The organism is Streptomyces sp. YPW6 (assembly GCF_018866325.1).
Classification (GTDB): domain Bacteria; phylum Actinomycetota; class Actinomycetes; order Streptomycetales; family Streptomycetaceae; genus Streptomyces.
The window spans coordinates 3,567,615-3,587,501 of sequence record NZ_CP076457.1; the positions used below are offsets into that span (position 1 = coordinate 3,567,615).

Consider the following 19,887-nt stretch of genomic DNA (forward strand, 5'->3'; position numbering starts at 1 on the left):
GGGCATGCGGCGGCGGACGCCGGCCGTCCGTGAGGGGGAGCCGAGGGGCGGGCGGCCAGGGCCGGGCATCAGGACCAGGGCCGGGCATCAGGCGCTCCAGGCGTCAGGGCGGTGGCAGGGCGTCAGGCGGCGCTGTCCTCTGCAAGCGTGTGCGCCACCAGGGCGTTGGCGTGTCCGTGACCCAGGCCGTGTTCGGACTTGAGCCAGCCGACCAGTTCCATGTGCTTGGTCAGCGGGGAGGTGCGGATGAGGTGCTTCCACTCGGCGACCGGGCGGCCGTACTTCTTCTCGATCGAGGGGAAGTAACTGGCAGGGCCCTTCACGGTGTTCTCGGTCATGACGTGTCCCGTCTGCTGGGTGGGGCGGGCCGGCGGACTCCTGCCGCCGGCCGGTCGATGTCGAGACTATGACCGGCGGGGGCCGCCGAACTCATCGGTGGTCCAGCGGGCAGTCGTCCGGTTCTTGAGCACCGCCAGGCCCGTCCCCGACCTCACGGGGCAGAACACCTGGCCCTCGCGCTCGCCCCCCGCCACCCGATGGCCGACACGTGATGCCGGGCAGCCGACGCCTCGCACGTGATGCCCTCGGCCCGAGGTAGGCACGTGCCCCTTCGCATCGGCTGCGGCATGCTGTCCCGGTGTACGAGAGCCATGTGACCGTGCTGTGCGAGGGCGCCGAACTGCGCAGGCTGGAGCGGTGGGCCGCTCTCCGGCCCGATGTGAAGTTCACCCACATCGCGCTGGCGCGGGGGCGCACCGCCTCCCAGCCGATGCTGACGCTGCGCGGGAGCCGGCCGTCCTACGAGGACGAGCTCGCCGCCGTCCGCGCGGCCGCAGCGGCACTGGCCGGGGACGGGTTCGCCGTGGCCCGCGTGAAGGTCGAGTGCGCGCCGTGGGCGGCGGAGGTGCCGCGCGAAGACGCCGACGCCGTGGGAGGAGGAGCGGAACACCCGGACGGCCGACGGCACTTCGAGCACCACGTGAAGCTCCTGCTCGGCCCGGCGGACGGGGAGTCGGCGGACGGGGACCGGGCCGCCCTCGTCACCGTGGCCGTCCGGCACGGGGCGCACGTCTCGTGGAACGCGCGCCGCGTGCGGGCGGACGGCCGGGAGGAGCGCTTCGTCACCCAGCGCTGCCACCGGACGGGCGACCGGCGTGCGGCACGGGCGCTGGACGCGCTCCTCACGGAGCTGGCCGCGGAGGGCCGTGAAGTGGTCGACGTGGAGCGGGAGTACGTGCTCCTGGACAGCGGTCCGGAGCTGGACGATGGATGGCTGGAAGCGACATGAGCAGCGAACAGCGCCCGCCCTTTCCCACGGTGGTGCCGGCGGCCGACCCCGTACACCCCGCCGCGGGTCTCGACGCGCGCCGCCGCTTCCTGGGCCCGGTACCGAGGACGATGCTGCGGGTGCTGGACGACGACGCCGTGCAGCGCACCGTCTTCGACCCCGCCCTCAAGCAGTTCCCCAACGCCTTCCGCAACGCCGATCCCGCCTTCCCCTCCCCAGCGGCCACCCGGGCCTGGCAGGCGGCGCGGGCCGCGGCACTCACCGCCGTACGGGACGGCGTGGCCGCGTCCCCGTGGGCCGAGGCGCTGGTGGTGCGCGGGAGCGTCCTGATGGCCCTGTGGTTCGGCGAGGAGGCGCGCGAGCCCGGTGACCTGGACTTCGTGGTCGCCCCCGCCTCGTGGCGGATGGAGGAGCAGCGGACCTCGGACCTGCTGGCCGGGGTCGCGGCCGCCGCCGAGGCGCAGGCCGCGCAGGGCGAGGGCGGCGTGCTGATCCGCGCCGCCGGGGCCGTGTGCGAGGACATCTGGACGTACGAGCGGGTGCCGGGCCGCCGCATGATGCTGCCCTGGGAGGCCCCCGGCACCCCGGGCGGCTGGGTGCAGCTGGACTTCGTGTTCGGCGAGCGGCTGCCCGAGCCGCCCGAACGGATCGCCCTGCCGTCCGGCGCGCTCCTGTACGGAGCCACGCCCGCGCTGTCCCTGGCCTGGAAGGTGATGTGGCTGATCAACGACAGCTACGCCCAGGGCAAGGATCTCTACGACGCCACCCTGCTCGCGGAGCGGCACCCGCTCCCGCTCGCCCTGCTCCAGGAGGTCTTCCGGCTGAGCGGGGAGTGGCCGGAGCCCGGACGGACACGGGTGGGGCGGGAGGACCTGGACGGGGCACTGGGCTACGTCGAGTGGCATCACTTCGCCGGCGAGTACCCGCGGTTCGAGGGCCGTGAGGAGGAGTTCGCCGGGCGGCTGCGGGCGGCACTGGCCCCGACGTTCGCGGGCGAACCCGGGTGAACCGGTCCGGGCAGGCCACCGGAGGGTAACTCCGTTCTTTGCCCACTCTTTACCGCCGTCGCGGCCGAAGCCGGGATGCCCACGCGGCTCGGACGTGTTGGCCCCGGGTGGACACCCCCGGCTACGGACAGGACACCGACGTGACAGACACGACGACAGCAGACGCGACGACGGCTGACCCGGCGGGCACGGCGGACGCCGTGAGCGCCGCCGACCGCGCGGCGAGCGCCCTCTCCCGGCCGTTCTCGGTGCGCGGGCTCACCGCCCGCAACCGGATCGCCATGGCGCCCATGACCCGGCAGTTCTCCCCGGACGGCGTTCCGGGGCAGGACGTCGCGGACTACTACACCCGCCGCGCCGCCGCCGACGTCGGGCTGATCATCACCGAGGGCACCTACGTCGACCACGCGTCCGCCGGCACCAGCGACCGGGTCCCGCGCTTCCACGGCGAGGCGGCGCTCGCGGGCTGGGGGCACGTGGCGGAATCCGTGCACCGGGCGGGCGGCGCGATCATCCCGCAGCTGTGGCACGTGGGCGCCACCCGCACCGAGGGCGCCGGGCCCGTCCCGGAGGCCGAGCCGGTCGGGCCCTCGGGGCTGTCCCTGAGCGGCGAGCCCAAGGGGCGCGCCATGACACAGCAGGACCTCGACGACGTCATCGCCGCCTTCGCCGACGCGGCGGCCGCCGCCGAGCGCCTCGGCTTCGACGGCGTCGAACTGCACGGCGCCCATGGCTACTTGATCGACCAGTTCCTGTGGTCCGGCAGCAACCGGCGTACCGACGCCTACGGCGGGAACCTGGTCGCCCGCACCCGGTTCGCGGCCGAGATCGTCGCCGCCTGCCGCGCCGCCGTGTCCGACGCCTTCCCCCTCTTCTTCCGGATGTCCCAGTGGAAGTCGGACAACTACGAGGCGAAGCTCGCCGAGACCCCGCAGGAGCTGGACGACCTGCTCACGCCGCTGGCCGAGGCCGGTGTGGACGTCTTCCACGCGTCCACCCGCCGCTACTGGCTGCCGGAGTTCGAGGACTCCGACCTGAACCTCGCCGGGTGGGTGAAGAAGATCAGCGGCCGGCCGACCCTCACCGTCGGCTCGGTCGGCCTGGACGGCGACTTCTTCAGCGCGTTCCAGGGCAACGACTCCAGCGTCACCGGCATCGAACAGCTGCTGGACCGGATGGAGCGCGACGAGTTCGACATGGTCGCCGTAGGGCGGGCGCTGATCGCCGACCCCGAGTGGGCGGCGAAGACCCTGCGCGGCCGCACCGCCGACATCACCCCGTTCGCCGCGGAGATGCTGAAGACCCTGCGCTGAGCGGGCGCCGGGGGCGTACGCCGTGTCCGCCGCCGAGGATCAGCCCGAACCGCGGCGGTCAGCGCGCACCTCGCGTCCCGGGCGGCGGCGCCGGGGGGCGTACGCCCTGTCCGCCGCCGAGGGTCAGCCCGAACCGCGGCGGTCAGCGCGCACCTCGCGTGATGGGCGGCGGCGCCGGGAGGCCGCCCGGACCGCAGCGGTCAGCGCGCGCCTCGCGTGGTGGGTGGCGGCGGCGGGAGGCCCGCCCGGATCGAAGCGGTCAGGCGCGGCTCGCATCGTGAGCGGCGGCGCCGGGAGGTCCAGCAGCGTCCGGGCCTCGCGCACCGCGTCCTCGGCGCTCTCCCGGCCGCCCCGCTCCCCCCGCTCCAGCACCTCGGTGAACGTCGGTGCGCCCAGGACCGCCCGTGCCGCCGCCGCGACGCGGTCGACGTCGCCGCGCTCGGCGGGCGGCAGCGGGGCCCCGGCCCGACGGCGGGCGGCAGCGGCGGCGCCGAGGAGACGGGCGGCGCAGAGGGCGGCAGGCCGGTTCCCCGTCAGGGCCACCGCCCCGGCCAGGCCCTCCAGGGACAGGGCCAGGGCGCGCGGATCGGCGAGGACACGGGCGATGTCCAGGCCGCGCAGATGGTGCGCGGCGGCGGGGCCCGTCTCGCCCCGGAGTTCGGCGATGAAGCCGAGTTCCGCGCAGAGCAGGTGGTCCCCGGCCCGGGACGACACGGCGGCGAACCCGGCGCGGATGCGCAGGAGATGCGCCTCTGCGGCATCGAGGTCACCGGAGCGGCGGGCCCCGAGGGCGAGGCCCATCCCGGAGTGGATCTCGCCGTACGTGTAGCCCTGCTCGGCGGCGATCCGCCGGGCCCGCTCGTGCAGATCGCGGGCCCGGTCCCAGTCCCGGGCGAGCAGCGCCAGCCGGCCGAGTCCGGAGAGCCGCGCCGAAACCTCCGCCTCAAGTCCCAGTTCCCGGGCCATCCGCAGGCCTTCGAGCTGGCGTTGCTCGGCCTCCTCGTACGCGCCCTTGATCTCGGCGAGCGCGGCGAGCGGGGAGACCGTCTGCACCTCGCCCCAGCGGTCGCCCAGTTCGCGGAACAGCGCCGCGCTGCGCCGTCCGTCACGGCCGAGCCCGTCGAGGTCCCCGCCGGTCAGGGCGAGCGCCGACCGCAGTCCGAGGGCGGCCGCGGTGCCCCACGGGTCGTCCTCGGCGGTGACGAGGGCGAGCGCGCGGGCGTTCAGCGCCTCGGCCCCGGCCGTGTCTCCGGCGCTGAACAGGCCGTACGCGCACAGCCACAGCGCACGGGCGCGCCGCACGGGGTCGGGGACGTCCTCGGCGACGGCCGCGATCCCGGTCCCCGCGTCGGTGCCGGAACCGGCCGTGCCGGCAGCCGACGCCCCCGTGGGACTGCCCGCCTCGCCCGCCTCATCCGCTTTGACCGCCTCACCCGCCTTGCCGACCTCGTCCGCCTGATCGCGCAACTCGCCTGTCTCGCCCGTCCTATCCGGATCGCCCGTCTCGCCCGTCCTGTCCGGATCGCCTGTCTCGCCTGTCAGCAGAGCGAACGCGCGGTGCAGCAGCGTGAGTTCGGCCGTGGCGGCAGACTCCCCGGGGACGGCCGCCAAGACCCCGTGCAGGCTGCGGCGGGCCTCGGTGAGGCGGCCGCGCAGCAGCCACCACCAGGCGAGCGCCGTCGCCGTCCGCACGGCCTCGTCCACGGCTCCCGGGGAGTCCTGTGCGCGGCGCACCGCCTCGTCCAAGGCGGCCCGCAGATTGCCGGAATCGGCGTCCAGCCGGTCCAGCCAGCGGCGTTGTTCCGCGCCCCGCAGATGAGGCTCGGCACGTTCCGCGAGGGCGAGGTGGTGGCGCAGGTGGCGTTCGCGTACGGCCGTGAGGTCCTCCGTCGCCCGGAGGTGCTCCGCCGCGTAGGCGGCGACGGACTCCAGAAGCCGGTAGCGGGGCTCGCCGGCTCCGTTCGCCACGACCACGAGGGAGCGGTCGACGAGCCGCCCGAGGAGGTCGAGGACGTCCTCCCGCGCGACGCCGCCACCCGCGCACACCGCCTCGGCCGCCGCGAGGTCGCAGCCGTCGCGATGGACGGCGAGACGGCTCAGGACGACGCGCTCCGGTTCACCGAGCAGCTCCCAGCTCCATGCGATCATCGCCCGCAGGGTCTGCTGACGGGCCGGTGCGCCCCGCCGTCCGGTGGTCAGGACCCGGAAGCGGTCTCCCAGACGTGCCGCCAACTCCCGTACCCCCAGCACGCGTACGCGGGTGGCGGCCAGCTCCAGGGCCAGCGGGATGCCGTCGAGGCGGCGGCAGATCTCGGCGACGGCCTCGCGCTCGGGCCCGTCCGGGTCGCGGGGGAACCCGGGGGCCGCGGCCACGGCCCGTTCCACGAAGAGCCGTGCGGCCTCGGCGGGCGGCAGCGGGTCGACGAGGAACACCGCCTCGCCCGGCAGGCCGAGGGGCTCCTGGCCGGTGGCGAGGACGCGCAGCCCGGGGGCCGTGCGCAGCAGCAGTTCGGCGAGTCGGGCCGCGGCGTCCACGACGTGCTCGCAGTTGTCCAGGACCAGCAGGGTCCGGCGATCGCGCAGGACGGCGGCCAGCCGATCCGGCAGCGAAAGGCCCCCGGAACCGCCGCCGGTACCGCCCCGGCCTGCGGCTGCGGCCCCACCCCCGGCTCCGGCCCTCGCTCCGGCTCCGGCTCCCGCGCCCGGCGCGGCGCTCGGGGCGTCGTCCCGGATGCCGAGGGTGGCGGCGACGAGCTGGGCGAGGTCGGCGGGCGTCCCCGTACGGACACCCGCGAACTCCACGATCCAGACACCTTCGCCGCCCGGCCCGCCGTCCCCCGGCCCGCCGCGCCTCGGCCCGCCCTCCTTCCGGGCTCCCGTCGCGGGCCGGTCCCTCTCCGCGGTGGCGGCGGCGACCGCCAGCCGGGTCTTGCCGACCCCGCCGGGCCCCGTGAGAGTCACCAGCCTCTCGTCGGCCAGGAGGCCGGCGATCCGGGCGAGCGCGTCGCGACGCCCTACGAGAGGCGTGAGAGGCAGCGGAAGATTCCCCAGAGGAGCCCGGGGCACGGGAACAACGGGCGGGACGGAAGGCGTCAGGATCGGATCCTGCCGGAGCAACGCCCCGTGCAGAGCGGCGATTTCGGGGCCGGGATCGACGCCCAGCTCCTCGACGAGCCGGCCCCGGAGGTCGCCGTACGACGCGAGGGCCTCGCTCAGGCGCCCCGCCGAGTACAGCGTCCGTATCTGGACGGCGCGCAACCGCTCCCGCAGCGGGTGCCGGGCCACAAGATCGGCCAGCTCCCCGGCGAGCAGCAGATGGTCCCCCGCCTCCCACCGCGCCTCCGCCTGCTCCTCCAGCACGGACAGCCGCTGCTCGTCGAGGCGTTGGGCGGCCTCCCGGGCGAACGGGGCGTCGGCGAAGTCGGCGTAGGCGGGACCCCGCCACAACCCGAGTGCCCGGGTGAGCAGTTCGGCCCGGGTGCCGGGGTCCCGTACGGAGCGGGCTTCGGTCACCAGGGCCCGAAAACGGTCGGCGTCCACCTCGTCCGTACCGCGGTCCAGCCGCAGCCGGTAGCCCGGGGGCTGCCGCACCACACGCTCACGGCCGAGCGCCCGGCGCAGCTGGGAGACCTTGGCCTGGAGCGCACCGGCGGGGTTCCCGGGCGGCGCGTCGCCCCACAGGTCGTGGATGAGGCGGTCGGTGGAGACCGGCCCGCCGTCGTGGGCGAGGAGGTCGGCCAGCAGCGCCCGGACCTTGCGTTCGGGGACGGTGACGCCGTTCCCCTCGCCCTCCTCGACCACCAGTGGCCCGAGCACCCCAAACCGCATACGCGCCACCGTACATGCGAGGAAAGGGCTGGTCGCGAGCGTTTCCGCAGGACTCAGGAGAGGACTTGCGACAGGCAGCCGCCGACGTCCCCAAGGTTTCCCGAGAGGAGTCGCGAAAGGATTCCCGAAGGCCGGCGAAGAAGTCCCGAAGGTTTCCCGAAGGGCTCCGGTGCACCGTCGTGCTCACCCGGAGAAGCCGACCTCGTACCGGGAGACCAGGAGCAGACCCATGAGCACCGCGCCCGACACCACCGACACCACCGCCGCGCGACCCGATCCACGCGGCGGACCGGCGCAGCAGAAGCTCCCGCTGTTCGCCCTGCTGGCCCTCGCGACCGCCGTCTTCATCACCAGCCTCACGGAGACCCTCCCGGCGGGCCTGCTGCCCGCGATGAGCGCGGATCTCGGGGTGAGCGAGTCCGCGACCGGGCAGACGGTCACGGTCTACGCGATCGGCACCGCCCTCACCGCCATCCCGCTGACGGCGGCCACCGCTGCCTGGCGGCGCAAGCGGCTGCTGCTCGCCGCCATGGGCGGCTTCGCCCTCGCCAACACGGTCACCGCGCTGTCGTCCACGTACGCACTGACGATGGCGGCACGCTTCGTCGCCGGGGTCGCGGCCGGGCTGGCCTGGGCCCTGCTCGCCGGGTACGCCCGGCGGATGGCCCCCGAGCACCTCCAGGGCAGGGCCATCGCCGTCGCCATGGCGGGGATCCCGGTGGCCCTGTCGCTCGGCGTGCCCGCCGGGACCTTCCTCGGCGACGCTCTCGGCTGGCGCGTGGCGTTCCTCGCCATGACCGGACTGACCGTGCTGCTCCTGCTGTGGATCGTCGCGGCCGTGCCGGACTTCCCCGGGCAGGAGCACGGCGAGCGGCCGAGGATGCTGCGGACGCTGCGCGTCCCGGGGGTGGGCCCGGTGCTGTTCGTGACGCTGGTCTTCGTCCTGGCCCACACCATCCTGTACGCGTACATCGCCGCCTACCTCGACGATCTGGGCCTGGGCGGCTCCACCGGGCTGATCCTGCTCGTCTTCGGCGCGGCCTCGCTGGCGAGCATCTGGATCACCGGAGTGCTGGTCCACGACCGGCTGCGCGGCCTCACCGTCGCGGGCGCCCTGCTGGTCGCCGTCGCCGCTGCGGTCCTGGCCGTCCTCTCCGACACCACCGCGCTCGTCTACGCCGCCACCGCGCTGTGGGGCCTGGGCTGGGGCGGGATTCCCACGCTCCTCCAGACCGCCGTGGGCGACGCGGGCGGGACGTCCGCCGACGCGGCGCAGGCCATGCTCGTCACGGTCTGGAACGCCGCCATGGCCGCCGGCGGGGTCGTCGGCGGCCTCCTCCTCGACGCCTTCGGCAGCAGCTCGTTCCCCTGGAGCGTCCTGCTGCTCCTGCTACCGGTGATCGCGGTGGTGCTGTACGCCCGCGACGCGGGATTCCCGCCCCGGCGGAGCACGGCCGGCGCCTCCCCGACCTCCGGGGCGTGACGGTCTGACCGACGACGGCCTTCGCCGCCCGTCCCACGCCTCACCGACGCCCGGGGCGTGACCGGGCGGTCGGCCCACCGGGGTGCGGGGCTCCGGTCGTCCTCGGCGCCCCGCACCGGATCAGCGGGTCTCGGTGAGCGGGCCGTACGCGTCGGGGCGGCGGGTGGTGAGGAACGGGAACAGCTCCAGCCAGTCGCGGCGGGCGTCCAGGTCCAGGTCGGCGACGAGGACGGCGGGCTCGTCGCGGGGGGCCTGGGCCAGGACGCGGCCGTACGGGTCCACGATGAACGAGCTGCCGTAGAAGGTGAGGCCGTTCTCGGCGCCGATGCGGTTCGGCACGACCATGAAGGTGGCGTTGGCGATGGCGTTGCCGGTGATCACCTTCTGCCAGAGCGGCTGGGAGTCGAAGCCGGGGAAGCCGGGCTCGGAGCCGATGGCGGTCGGGTAGACGAGGACGTCGGCGCCGGCCAGCGAGTAGGCGCGGGCCAGCTCGGGGAACCACTGGTCCCAGCAGGTCGGCAGGCCGAAGCGGGCCTCGTCGACCTCGACCAGCGGGAAGGCGTCGTCGCCCGCGGGGCCGGCCCGGAACCAGTCGTCCTCGTAGTAGCCCTCGGTGACCGGGATGTGCGTCTTGCGGGTGCGCTGGGCGAGCGTGCCGTCGGGGGCGACCAGGATCGCGGTGTTGTAGCCGAGGCCGTCGTCCTCGCCGCCGGGCGCCGGGGCCTTCTCGTACAGCGAGGCGTGGACGTACACCCCGTGCTCACGGGCGGCCCCGGCGGCGAACGTGAAGGTGGGGCCGGTCAGCAGGTCCTCGGGGGCGGCCGGCTCGGGGTGGTCGGCGCGGCGGACGACCGCGAAGTACGGCGAGAGCGTCAGCTCCTGGAGGCAGACCACCCGGGCGCCCTCCGCGGCCGCGAGCCGGACGCCCTCCAGCAGGGCGGCGCGGTGCTCGGCCGGATCGCGGTGCCAGCGCTGCTGGACGGCCGCGACGCGCAGCGGGGCGCGGTCGGCGGGGCGGGTCCGGGTCGGGGACGCGGGAGGGTTGTACGCGGTGATCAGACGCATGACCAGTTCCAGGGGCGAGGGGGACGGGGAGCGCGGGGCACGGCACCTGCCGGAACGTTCCGGCAACGGGATCGAATCTAACGCCGCCGGAACGTTCCGGCAACCCTTCGGCCTGCCCCGTGGCCGGCGTCTAGACTTCACCCCCGTGACCTCCCGGACCGTGACCCTGCTCGACGTGGCCCGCGCCGCCGGGGTCTCCAAGAGCACCGTGTCCGACGCGCTCCAGGGCTCGGGGCGGGTCGCCGCGGCCACCCGGGACCGGGTCCGCGCGGTGGCGGAGGAGCTCGGTTACCGCCCCAACAGCGCCGCCCGGCGGCTGCGCCGCGCCAGCACCGGGGCCGTCGGCCTGCATCTGCCGGCCACCGCGACCCGGCTGGACTACTACATGAACCTCGCCTTCGGGGCCGTCGAGCGGGCCCAGGAGGACGGGCTGGACGTGGTGCTGCTCGCGCCGTCGGGGGCGGCGGGCGGGCGGATCGCCTCGCGCGTGGACGGGCTGCTGGTGATCGACCCCGAGGCGGGCGACAGTGCGGTGCCGGGGCTGCTCGACGCGGGCGTCCCGGTGGTCACCGGCGAGCGCTACCTCGGCCCGGCCACCGGCCCCAGCGCCGCGGTGGTCTGCGACAACGCCGCCTCGCTGACCGCACTCCTCGACCACGTCACCGAGCGCGGCGCCCGCCTCCCTGCCGTCCTCGCCCCGTCCGGCTCCTCCGCCTGGGCGACGGCCCTGCGTGCGACGGCCCGGTCCTGGGGGCGGGCCCACGGGGTGGAGGTCGCGCTGCGCACCGTCCCGTTCGCGGCGACCCCGGCGGAGGCCGAGGAGGCCACCCGGGCCCTGCTCAACGCCGACCCCGCGGTCGACGCCGTGATCTGCGCCCCCGACGGGTCCGCCCCGGGCGTCCTGCGCGCGGCGGCCGCCCTCGGCCGGGAGACCGGCAGCGTCGACGGAGTCGGCGGTCCTGCCGGAAGCCCTGCGCCCGGCAGGGCGGCCGGCACCGGCCTGCTCGTCGCGTCCTGCGTCGACGGCCCCGCCACGCGCAACGCCGAACCGCCCGTCACCGCGGTCGACCTGCGCCCCGCCGCGTACGGCCGCGCCTGCGCCGAACTGCTCTGCGACATCCTCGCGGACCGGGCCGCCCCCGACACCGTCCGCCGCCACGCCTGGTCCCTGGAGACCCGCGCCTCGACCGGGCCCGCCTGAGCGGCACGCCACCCCGCGTCCGTTCGGAAAGCGGGCGGCCACGCCCCGGGGGCCCCGCCCCAACTCCAGGACCCGACCTCCGGTGCCACCCCCAACTCCCGGCCTCGCCCCGGCAGCCGTACTGGCGGCTTCGGGCGCCCCTCCGCCACATCTCCGCAACGTGAACATTCTGCGTCAAGTGGCAACGGGCGTGGCGGCCTTGACTTTTCGTCGTGCGGCCGATGGTAAGATCATCTTACTTCCAGTGGGCTGATGGCGTGTGGGGGCATTCCGGGAGGGATGGATTCCTCGGCCCCACCTTCGGAGGGGCACCTCCCGAAGCGGCGCACGGTCGCGGCGAAAGAGCCCTGACCGCGTGCCGCCTGACGGGGTGTCAAGCCGTTTCCGCCATGGCACTTGAAGTGAGTCTCATGACATTTGCACAGGGCCCTCTCGTCTGGGCGCTGGTTGTCGTAGCCCTGGTCGCCGTGGGTGCCGTTCTGCGTGCTCGCGCGATCAACGTCAAGCTCCGCAGGAACCACGCCGAGCTGCGTCAGGAGCGCGACGCCCTCGTCCTCCAGCGAGACGAACTCCACGTCGTCCACAACACGCTGCTCCAGCGTCAGTCCGCCGAACTCGCGGAGGTCCGCAAGGACGCCGAGGAGGAGACCAAGGCGGTCCTCAAGGCAGCCGTCCGTACCCTCCAGGGCCTCGCCGACGAGCAGCAGGTCGTGATCGAGAAGGCTCAGCGCAAGTACGGCGACGACCCCGGGATCCTCGCCGACCTGATGGCCGTGGACCACGCCAACAGCCAGTTCGGCCGGCGCGCCCAGGGCATCGCCGTGCTCTGCGGCGGCTGGCTCGGCCGGCGCGAGACCGTGGCCTCCGTCTTCGACGTGGCCCGCAGCGCCCAGGGCCGTATCCGGCACTTCGACCGGGTCCGGGTCAACGGCCAGGTGAACTTCTCCGTCGTGAGCCGCGCGGTCGAGCCGGTCGCCGTGGTCCTCGCCGAGCTGCTCGCCAACGCCACGAACTACTCCGCCCCCGGCACCCCGGTCGAGATCAACATCCAGGCCGTGCCGACGGGTGTCTGCCTCATCGTCGACGACGCTGGTCTCGGCATGGGCCAGGAGGAGAAGGACCGCGCCGCGGCCCTCCTCTCGCCCCAGGCCGCGATCAGTGTCTCCAGCCTCGGTATTCCGCCGCAGTTCGGGTTCGCCGTCTCCGGGATGCTCGCCGCCCGCTACGGCTTCCGGGTCTCGGTGGACTCCGTTTCCCCCTATGGAGGCGTACGCGCGGTGGTCCTCATCCCCGACGAACTGCTCACCACCGAGGCGCCGCCCGCCGCCGCCCCGGCCGAGACGCCCGAGGCGGCGTTCACCCCGGCGCCGCAGGGCCGGCAGCCGGACCAGTGGCAGGCCCGGGCGCAGTCCCCGGACCGGTCCCAGGCGCCGGGCCCGGCCCCGCGCCCACCCCGCTCTTCCCGCCCACCCCCCGGCCGGACACCGCCACCCAGCCGCTCACCCAGGTCACCACCACCGCCGGCGGGCTGCCGAAGCGTCGTCGCAAGAGCCCGGTCTCCGCGGTTCCGTCGGCCGAACCGGCGCCCGTGCGCAGCAACGAGGAGACCGCGTCACGGCTCGGCGCGTTCCAGCGCGGCACCCGGTCGGGACGCGACACGACGACGACGGAAGGACCCGAGTTCCAGTGAACCCCGATCTGTCCTGGGTGCTCAACGACCTGCTCCAGGTACCCGGCGCCCGGCACGCGATCCTGGTGTCCGCCGACGGCCTGCTGCTCGCCAACTCCAGCGAGATCGGCCGGGACGACGCGGAGACCGTCGCCGCGGCCATGAGCTCCATGCAGTCCCTCAGCCGGGCCGTCGCCCCCTTCATCGGGACCCGCGACCCGGGCAGGTGGCGGCAGACGCTCCTGGAGTACGAGGACGGCTGGATCTTCCTGATCGCCGCGGGCAGCGGCGCCTACCTCGCCGCCACCGCCGCCGCCGACGTGGACATGGAAGCGATGTCCTTCCGGATGCAGCAGCAGGTCACCGCCCTGGGCAAGGCGATGACCACGCCGCCCCGCCGAACCGCGGACAGCGAGATATGACGGCGCCGGGCGAGGAGCAGCAGGTCAGCAGCGGGTTCGTCCGGTCCTATGTCATCACCGGCGGGCGGGGGCTGCCGGACGCGGAGGATCTCTCCCTCGTCACGCTCGTCACGCTGGCTCCCGACCGTCAGCCGCCGCCGAACCCGAGCCCCGAGGTCAAGGCGATCTGGGAGCTGTGCTCCGGCGGCTACCTCTCGGTGGCCGAGGTCGCCGGGCACCTGGGCCTGCCGGTCGGCGTGGCCCGTCTCCTGCTCCAGGATTTACACCAGCAGGGACACCTGCTGCGCCGGAAGGCGCCGCCCCCGGCCCAGCTCGTCGACAGGAAGATCCTCGAAGAGGTGTTGCATGGACTCCAAGTCCGGTTCGGCTGAGAGCATCTATGTGCCGGAAGCTGTCCAGCGCGCGGCGAAGATCCTCGTCGTCGGGCACTTCGCGGTGGGCAAGACGACGCTGATCGGTACCCTGTCCGAGATCACGCCGCTGCGCACCGAGGAGCGGATGACCCAGGCCGCCGCCCAGGTCGACGATCTGCGCGGGGCGCCCGACAAGACGACGACGACGGTCGCCCTGGACTTCGGGCGGCTCACCCTCAGCGACGAACTGGTGCTCTACCTGTTCGGTACGCCGGGGCAGCAGCGGTTCGTGGAGCTGTGGGAGGACATGGCGCGCGGTTCGCTGGGCGCGCTGCTCCTGGTCGACCCGGCGCGGCTCGCCGACACGTTCCCCGTCATCGACCTCGTCGAGACGTACGGGCTGGAGTACGCGGTCGCCGTCAACAGCTTCGACCCGTACTCCCGGCACGCGGAGGACGAACTGCGCGAGGCGCTCGACCTGCTGCCGGACACCCCGGTCGTCTTCTGCGACGCCCGGGACCAGAAGTCGTCCGCGCAGGCCCTGATCACCCTGGTCCGCCACCTGCTGGCGCACGCGAACTGACGCGCGCACGGCCCGACGCGCACACGCGCGACGTAGACGTATACGAAGCCGGGGCCCCGACGGCCCCGCGATCACACCGAGGAAGCCGCCATGGATCCGCAGCCGGGAGCCACCCCGTACAGCGCCCCCGCCGGGTGCCCCATGCACCAGCAGCAGACGTCGCTGTACGGACCGGAGTTCGCCGCCGATCCGCACCGCTTCTACGAGGCGGCGCGGGCGCACGGCCCCGCCGCGCCCATCGAGCTGGCCCCCGGGGTGGAAGCCACCCTGATCGTGCAGCACGAGGCGGCGCTGCGGGTGCTCCAGAACCCGGCGCTGTTCGCGCGGGACTCGCGGCGCTGGGCCGCCCTGCGCGAGGGCGCGGTGCCGATGGACAGCCCGGTGCTGCCGATGATGATCTACCGGCCCAACTGCCTGTTCACCGACGGCGCGGAGCACCTGCGGCTGCGCAAGGCGGTCACCGAGTCGCTGGCCCGGCTCAACAGCAGCCGGCTGAGCCGGGACGTCGAGCGGATCGCCGACTACCTGATCGACCAGTTCATCGAGCGCGGCACCGCAGACCTGCTCAACGAGTACGCCAAGCTGCTGCCGCTCCTGCTGTTCAACCAGCTCTTCGGCTGCCCCGGCGACATCGGCGACCGGCTGACCCGCTCGATGTCCGCGATCTTCGACGGCGAGGACGTGCTGCGCGCCAACGCCGAGCTGACCGAGTGCCTGATGGAGCTGGTCTCGATCAAGCGCCGCCAGCCCGGTGACGACATCACCTCCTGGCTCATCCAGCACCCCGCGGGGCTGCGGGACGAGGAGCTGAAGGACCAGTTGGTGATGCTGATGGGCGCGGGCGTGGAGCCGGAGCGCAACCTCATCGCCAACGCGCTGCTGCTGATGCTCGACGGGGAGCAGCCGGGCGCCGCCGAGCGGCGCGGTTCCGGGATGCTCGTCGAGGACGCGCTGGACGACGTCCTGTGGAACAACCCGCCGATCGCGAACTACGCCACGCACTACCCGGTCCGGGACATCGAGCTGGACGGGGTGACGCTGAAGGCCCAGACGCCCGTGCTGATCAGCTTCGCCGCCGCGAACAGCGACCCGGGCCTCACCGACGCCCGCCAGACCCTCAGCAAGGGCGCCCATCTGGCCTGGGGCGCGGGCCCGCACGTGTGCCCGGCCAAGTCGCCCGCGACGCTGATCGCGCTGACCGCGATCGAGAAGATCCTCAACACCGTGCCGGACCTCTCGCTGGCCGTGCCCGCCTCGGGGGTGGCCTGGCGTCCGGGCCCGTTCCACCGGGCGCTGGTCGCCCTGCCCGTACGGTTCACGCCGACGGCCGCGCGGCGTGCGACGGCCGGCGCACAGCCGCCCGCCCCGACCTCGGCCCAGTTGCCCGACCCGTTCCGGAACGCCCCCTCGGCAGCCCCGGTGACACCCCGTCACGCGCCGGAGCCGGCCAAGAAGCACAAGGGCTGGTGGAGTTCGTTCCTCGACGTGTTTCGCGTATGACTCACGATCCGACAATTCGCCCGCGAGAACCGGCATTTGTCACGATTGCATGTGACGGGGGCAACCGAGATCGACGCTTGGTGCAGATATCCGGAGGGGCAGGTTCAGGGCGGTAACCACGGGACAGCCCTTAGGTCAAGGAACTCTGCGTGAGCATCACTGGTGGTACAAGCAGGACCCGGACGGCCGACGCGCGGTCATCGGTCTGCTCCGCAGACTCAATTCACCGGAAGGGCAGGCCGAACCGTACGGAATACTCGCGGAGCTGCGGGCGATGGGTGACGTCGTGCGCGCTCCGTGGAACGGCTATTTCGTCACCGGATTCGACACCTGCAGCACCGTGCTGCGGGGCCGCAACTGGCTCGCCCCGGACCTCGCCTGGCAGGAGAGACAGGACGACGCCAGGCAGTGGGACGCGATCGCGACCCGGGAGATGACCACCACCCTGGCCCGGCTTCCTGACCTCGAACGACCGCTCCGCGACGGTACGCGCCCGGCGCGAGGGCGCCGTCCTGCACGTGGAGCTGAACGCGCCCGCGAGCGGGAACGCGGTGACCGAGGCGATGCTCGACGAGCTGCTGGACGTCGTCGTCGCCCCGGACCCGGAGGTGCGGGTGCTGGTGCTCGGCGCGGCGGGGGACGATTTCTGCCTGGGCGGGGACCGCACCGAGTTCGGCCAGTGGCTGGAGGAGGACCCGACGGGCCGGGGCATCCGGGTCGCCGGGGAGAAGGCCCGCCGGGTCTGCGAGGCGCTCTCCGGCGGCCGACTGGTGACCATCGCCCGGGTGCGGGGCAGGGCGGTCGGCGCGGGGTTCGCCCTGGCCCTCGCCTGCGATCTGCGGGTCGGCGCGGAGAGCGCCTCCTTCCGGCTGCCGGAGCTGGCGCTCGGGCTGCCGACCGCCTGGGGCGGGCTGCTGCCCCGGCTGATCCACGAGGTGGGCGCGGCCCGGGTCCGCGAGCTGATCCTGACCGGCCGGGCCTTCGGCGCCGCCGAGGCCTGCGAGCTGTCCGTGCTCCAGCGGGTGGTGCCCGACGCGGAGCTGGACGACGCGGTCGCCGCCTGGGCGAAGCCGGTGGTCCGCCGCCCGGAGGCCGCGCTGCGGGTCACCAAGGCGCTGCTGAACTCCTACGCCGCCGCCACCCGGCTGGCCGACCCCGCGTTCCTCGACGCGGAGCTGATGGCCTCGGTCGCGGCCGCCACCCGGCGTTCCCCGGCGGGCGGCGACGGGGCGGGCGGGTCACACTCGTAAAAACCCGATGGGGAGGTCTCCGGCGTGGACGTACCAGTGTGGCTGTGGATCGTGTTCGCCGTGACCGTCATCGTGTCCCTGACGGTCGACCTGCTGGCGCACCGCAACGCGCATGTCATCGGCTTCAAGGAGGCCGGGCTGTGGAGCGCCCTGTGGGTGGGCCTGGCGCTGGTCTTCGGCGGGGTCGTCTTCGTGACGCTCGGGACGACCGCCGGAACGGAGTACACGACCGCGTGGCTGCTGGAGAAGAGCCTTTCGGTCGACAACCTCTTCGTCTTCGCGCTGATCTTCGCGTATTTCAAGGTGCCCCGGGAGTACCAGCACCGGGTGCTCTTCTACGGGGTCATCGGCGCCCTGGTGTTCCGGGCGCTCTTCCTGACCGCGGGTGTCGCGGTGGTGAACCGCTTCACCGTCGTCCTGTTCCTCTTCGCCGCGATCCTCTTCTACAGCAGCTACAAGATCCTCAGCGGCCAGGAGGAGAACTTCGACCCGGGCAAGAGCTTCGCGGTGCGGCTGCTGCGGAAGATCATGCCGGTCCAGGACGAGTACTCCGGCACGCATTTCGTCGTCCACAAGGAGGGGCGGCGCATCGCCACGCCGCTGCTCGCGGTGGTCGCCGCGATCGAGGCGGCCGACCTCATCTTCGCGGTCGACAGCGTGCCCGCGGTGCTCGCGGTCAGCGACGACCTGTTCATCGTCTACACCAGCAACGCCTTCGCGATCCTGGGGCTGCGGGCCCTGTACTTCCTGCTGGCGGGGCTGCTGGACCGGTTCCACTACCTGAGCCACGGGCTGGCGGTCATCCTCGCCTTCATCGCGGTCAAGCTCATCCTCCAGGCGGCCCACAAGATGATCAGCACCTCGATCCCGGAGATCCCGTCGCCGGTCAGCCTCGCGGTGATCGTCGTCATTCTGGCGGTGTCGGTGACCCTGAGCCTGCGCCGCCCGCCGCGCGAAGAGAGCGGCGCGGACGCTTCCAGCACCGATACGGACAAGTAGGGCATAAGTAAAGCAAAGGGAAAGACTTTCCCAAAACCTCGGCCGGATCTATCGTGAGTCAATGGACAGCGAAAAGCGTGACCTCCACCAGCGGGCCGCTTTCCAGTGCCCCACCTGCAAACAGTCCGTCCCCTCAGAGATCCACCGCCACAAATCCCTCGGGATCTTCGTCCCGGTATGGCGTGCGGGCCCCTGCGACAACCCCGACTGCCCGGAGTACGCGGCTCGGGAGCGGCCCTCCCGGCACCGCTCACGTCCCTGACCCCGACGGCCGGAGCAAGCCCGCCCGGCGCGCGGACCGGGTCCCGGCTGACTAGCGTTGGCCGTGACGGGCGGGGGCCGAAGGCAGAGCTCGGGGACTCAGGGAAGGACCGGCACGCCATGGCTGCACAACCCGAGGGCACCCCGTGCTGGGCGGACGCCATGTTCGCCGACGTCGAGGGTGCGAAGCGCTTCTACGCGGACGTGCTCGGCTGGACGTTCGGCGAGAGCCAGCCGGAGTTCGGCCACTACACGCAGGCGTACGCGGACGGCAGGGCGGCCGCCGCCGTCTCCCCGCCCATGCCGGGCGAGGAGGCGAGCCCCTCGTCCTGGTGCCTGTACCTCGCCTCGCGGGACACCGCGGCGACCGTCGCGAGGGTCCGCGAGAACGGCGGCGAGGTCGTGGTGGAGCCGATGGAGGTCGGCGCGTTCGGCACGATGGCGCTGGCCCGCGACCCCGGCGGGGCCGTGTTCGGCATCTGGCAGGCGAACACGCACGAGGGGTTCGAGACGGAGGCGGGCGCACCCGGCGGGTACTGCTGGGCCGAGGTCTTCACCCGGGACGCCCGGGCGGTGGACGCGTTCTACGCGGCGGTCTTCCCGTACACGGAACGGACGATGGACGAGGCGTCGATGGACTTCGCCGTCTTCGAGGCCCAGGGGCAGCCGGTCCTCGGCCGGATGGTGATGGACAGCAGCTTCCCGTCCGAGGTGCCCTCCCACCTCAACGTGTACTTCGCCGTCCCCGACTGCGACGCGGCGGTGGCGGGGACGACCGAACGCGGCGGGGTGCTGCACTTCGGGCCGATGGACAGCCCGTTCGGCCGGTTCGCGGTGCTCGGCGACCCGCAGGGCGCCGCGTTCTCCGTGATCGACGTGACCACCACCCAGGGCGAGATGCCGGGGATGAGCCCGGTCACCTGACCCGGTCCGCGACGCCGGCCGCCGACGGGCCGCGACCGGGAGACCGGCGCGGCCCGTCCGCCTGCCCGCAGCGCGCACCCCTCCGAGGGCTCCCCGGGCACCTGTGGATTCCTCCGACGCTCACCGCATCTGCGGTGGAACATCCTCCAGAGAATGGCAGATGCCACCCCCATTGGCCTAGCGTGTCGCACATGCAGTCCTACACAATCGGTCAGGCAGCACGACTTCTCGGGGTCAGCCCCGACACCGCCCGCCGCTGGGCGGACGCCGGCCGGGTCGCGACCCATCGCGACGAGGCCGGCCGCCGTCTCATCGACGGCCGCGCACTGGCCGCCTTCTCGATCGAGGTCGGCCAGAGTGCGGGCGGCGAGGACGAGGCCCCCTACACCTCGGCCCGCAACGCGTTCCCCGGCATCGTCACCGCGGTGAAACTCGGGGACGTCGCGGCCCAGGTCGAGATCCAGGCCGGGCCGCACCGGCTCGTCTCGCTCCTGACCCGGGAAGCGGTGGAGGAGCTGGGCCTGGAGGTCGGCATGCAGGCGACCGCCCGCGTGAAGTCGACCAGCGTGCACATCGACCGCACCTGAGTCCGCCCGGGGCCGGAACGACAACGGCCCGCCCCGGCGGCGTCCCCCGCATCGCCGCCCGCCCCGGCCCGCACCCGCCTCGCACCGCTGCCGTCCCGCCCCACCCCGCACACGCCGCACGCCGTAGCCCACCCAGCCCCGCACCCGCATCGCA

General features: G+C 73.7%; 16 protein-coding genes and 2 pseudogenes. 15 read left to right on the forward strand and 3 right to left on the reverse strand.

The window, feature by feature from the left end:
* Positions 1-122 precede the first annotated feature (122 nt).
* Positions 123-338, reverse strand: coding sequence for a DUF4287 domain-containing protein (locus KME66_RS15805; RefSeq protein ID WP_073223265.1), 216 nt, complete (start codon positions 336-338; stop codon positions 123-125).
* Positions 339-652: 314 nt separating this feature from the next.
* On the opposite strand from KME66_RS15805, the gene KME66_RS15810 reads away from it, so the two are divergent.
* From KME66_RS15810 to KME66_RS15820, 3 genes are all read left to right on the forward strand, one after another.
* Entirely contained in the window at positions 653-1,288 is a 636-nt protein-coding gene (locus KME66_RS15810) for a hypothetical protein (protein ID WP_216329385.1), read from the forward strand.
* Positions 1,285-2,295: a nucleotidyl transferase AbiEii/AbiGii toxin family protein gene (locus KME66_RS15815; protein ID WP_216323036.1), complete on the forward strand. Its 1,011-nt coding sequence runs from the start codon at positions 1,285-1,287 to the stop codon at positions 2,293-2,295. Before KME66_RS15810 ends, KME66_RS15815 begins: the two co-directional genes overlap by 4 nt.
* A 200-nt stretch (positions 2,296-2,495) precedes the next feature.
* On the forward strand, positions 2,496-3,608 hold the full coding sequence (locus KME66_RS15820) for an NADH:flavin oxidoreductase (protein ID WP_216329387.1): 1,113 nt from the start codon (positions 2,496-2,498) through the stop codon (positions 3,606-3,608).
* A 123-nt stretch (positions 3,609-3,731) separates the two neighbouring features.
* Here the strand turns inward: KME66_RS15820 and KME66_RS15825 are convergent, their stop codons facing one another.
* Positions 3,732-7,436, reverse strand: a complete 3,705-nt coding sequence (locus KME66_RS15825; RefSeq protein WP_216323039.1) for a BTAD domain-containing putative transcriptional regulator — start codon at positions 7,434-7,436, stop codon at positions 3,732-3,734.
* 229 nt (positions 7,437-7,665) lie between these two features.
* On the opposite strand from KME66_RS15825, the gene KME66_RS15830 reads away from it, so the two are divergent.
* Entirely contained in the window at positions 7,666-8,919 is a 1,254-nt protein-coding gene (locus KME66_RS15830) for an MFS transporter (protein WP_216323042.1), read from the forward strand.
* A 120-nt stretch (positions 8,920-9,039) separates the two neighbouring features.
* Here the strand turns inward: KME66_RS15830 and KME66_RS15835 are convergent, their stop codons facing one another.
* Complete coding sequence (locus KME66_RS15835) at positions 9,040-9,984, reverse strand: carbon-nitrogen hydrolase (protein ID WP_073223257.1); 945 nt, start codon at positions 9,982-9,984, stop codon at positions 9,040-9,042.
* 145 nt (positions 9,985-10,129) lie between these two features.
* Here KME66_RS15835 and KME66_RS15840 point away from each other — a divergent pair, with 145 nt between their 5' ends.
* The 11 genes and pseudogenes from KME66_RS15840 (at position 10,130) to KME66_RS15885 (ending at position 19,733) form a co-directional block, all read left to right on the forward strand.
* Positions 10,130-11,185 carry a LacI family DNA-binding transcriptional regulator gene (locus KME66_RS15840; protein WP_216323044.1) on the forward strand — a complete coding sequence of 352 codons (1,056 nt, stop codon included), beginning with the start codon at positions 10,130-10,132 and terminating at the stop codon, positions 11,183-11,185.
* Between the two features lie 410 nt (positions 11,186-11,595).
* Positions 11,596-12,875 (forward strand): annotated as a pseudogene (locus KME66_RS15845) (ATP-binding protein).
* Positions 12,872-13,276, forward strand: coding sequence for a roadblock/LC7 domain-containing protein (locus KME66_RS15850; RefSeq protein ID WP_032767103.1), 405 nt, complete (start codon positions 12,872-12,874; stop codon positions 13,274-13,276). Before KME66_RS15845 ends, KME66_RS15850 begins: the two are co-directional and overlap by 4 nt.
* Entirely contained in the window at positions 13,273-13,647 is a 375-nt protein-coding gene (locus KME66_RS15855) for a DUF742 domain-containing protein (RefSeq protein WP_030578906.1), read from the forward strand. The genes KME66_RS15850 and KME66_RS15855 overlap by 4 nt, the downstream gene beginning before the upstream one ends.
* The gene (locus KME66_RS15860) at positions 13,622-14,212 is read left to right on the forward strand and encodes an ATP/GTP-binding protein (RefSeq protein ID WP_216323047.1); all 591 of its coding nucleotides are present in this window, start codon (positions 13,622-13,624) and stop codon (positions 14,210-14,212) included. Before KME66_RS15855 ends, KME66_RS15860 begins: the two co-directional genes overlap by 26 nt.
* Before the next feature lie 90 nt (positions 14,213-14,302).
* Complete coding sequence (locus KME66_RS15865; RefSeq protein WP_216323050.1) at positions 14,303-15,712, forward strand: cytochrome P450; 1,410 nt, start codon at positions 14,303-14,305, stop codon at positions 15,710-15,712.
* Positions 15,713-15,986: 274 nt separating this feature from the next.
* Positions 15,987-16,166 (forward strand): annotated as a pseudogene (locus tag KME66_RS33960) (cytochrome P450); the annotation flags it as partial.
* 4 nt (positions 16,167-16,170) lie between these two features.
* Positions 16,171-16,962: an enoyl-CoA hydratase/isomerase family protein gene (locus tag KME66_RS15870; protein WP_216329389.1), complete on the forward strand. Its 792-nt coding sequence runs from the start codon at positions 16,171-16,173 to the stop codon at positions 16,960-16,962.
* 24 nt (positions 16,963-16,986) lie between these two features.
* On the forward strand, positions 16,987-17,961 hold the full coding sequence (locus tag KME66_RS15875; RefSeq protein WP_216323053.1) for a TerC family protein: 975 nt from the start codon (positions 16,987-16,989) through the stop codon (positions 17,959-17,961).
* A 381-nt stretch (positions 17,962-18,342) separates the two neighbouring features.
* Positions 18,343-19,146, forward strand: coding sequence for a VOC family protein (locus tag KME66_RS15880; RefSeq protein ID WP_216323056.1), 804 nt, complete (start codon positions 18,343-18,345; stop codon positions 19,144-19,146).
* Between the two features lie 191 nt (positions 19,147-19,337).
* A complete protein-coding gene (locus KME66_RS15885; RefSeq protein WP_030075662.1) occupies positions 19,338-19,733 on the forward strand; it encodes a molybdopterin-binding protein in 396 nt (131 codons plus the stop codon).
* The last annotated feature ends 154 nt before the right edge of the window (positions 19,734-19,887 follow it).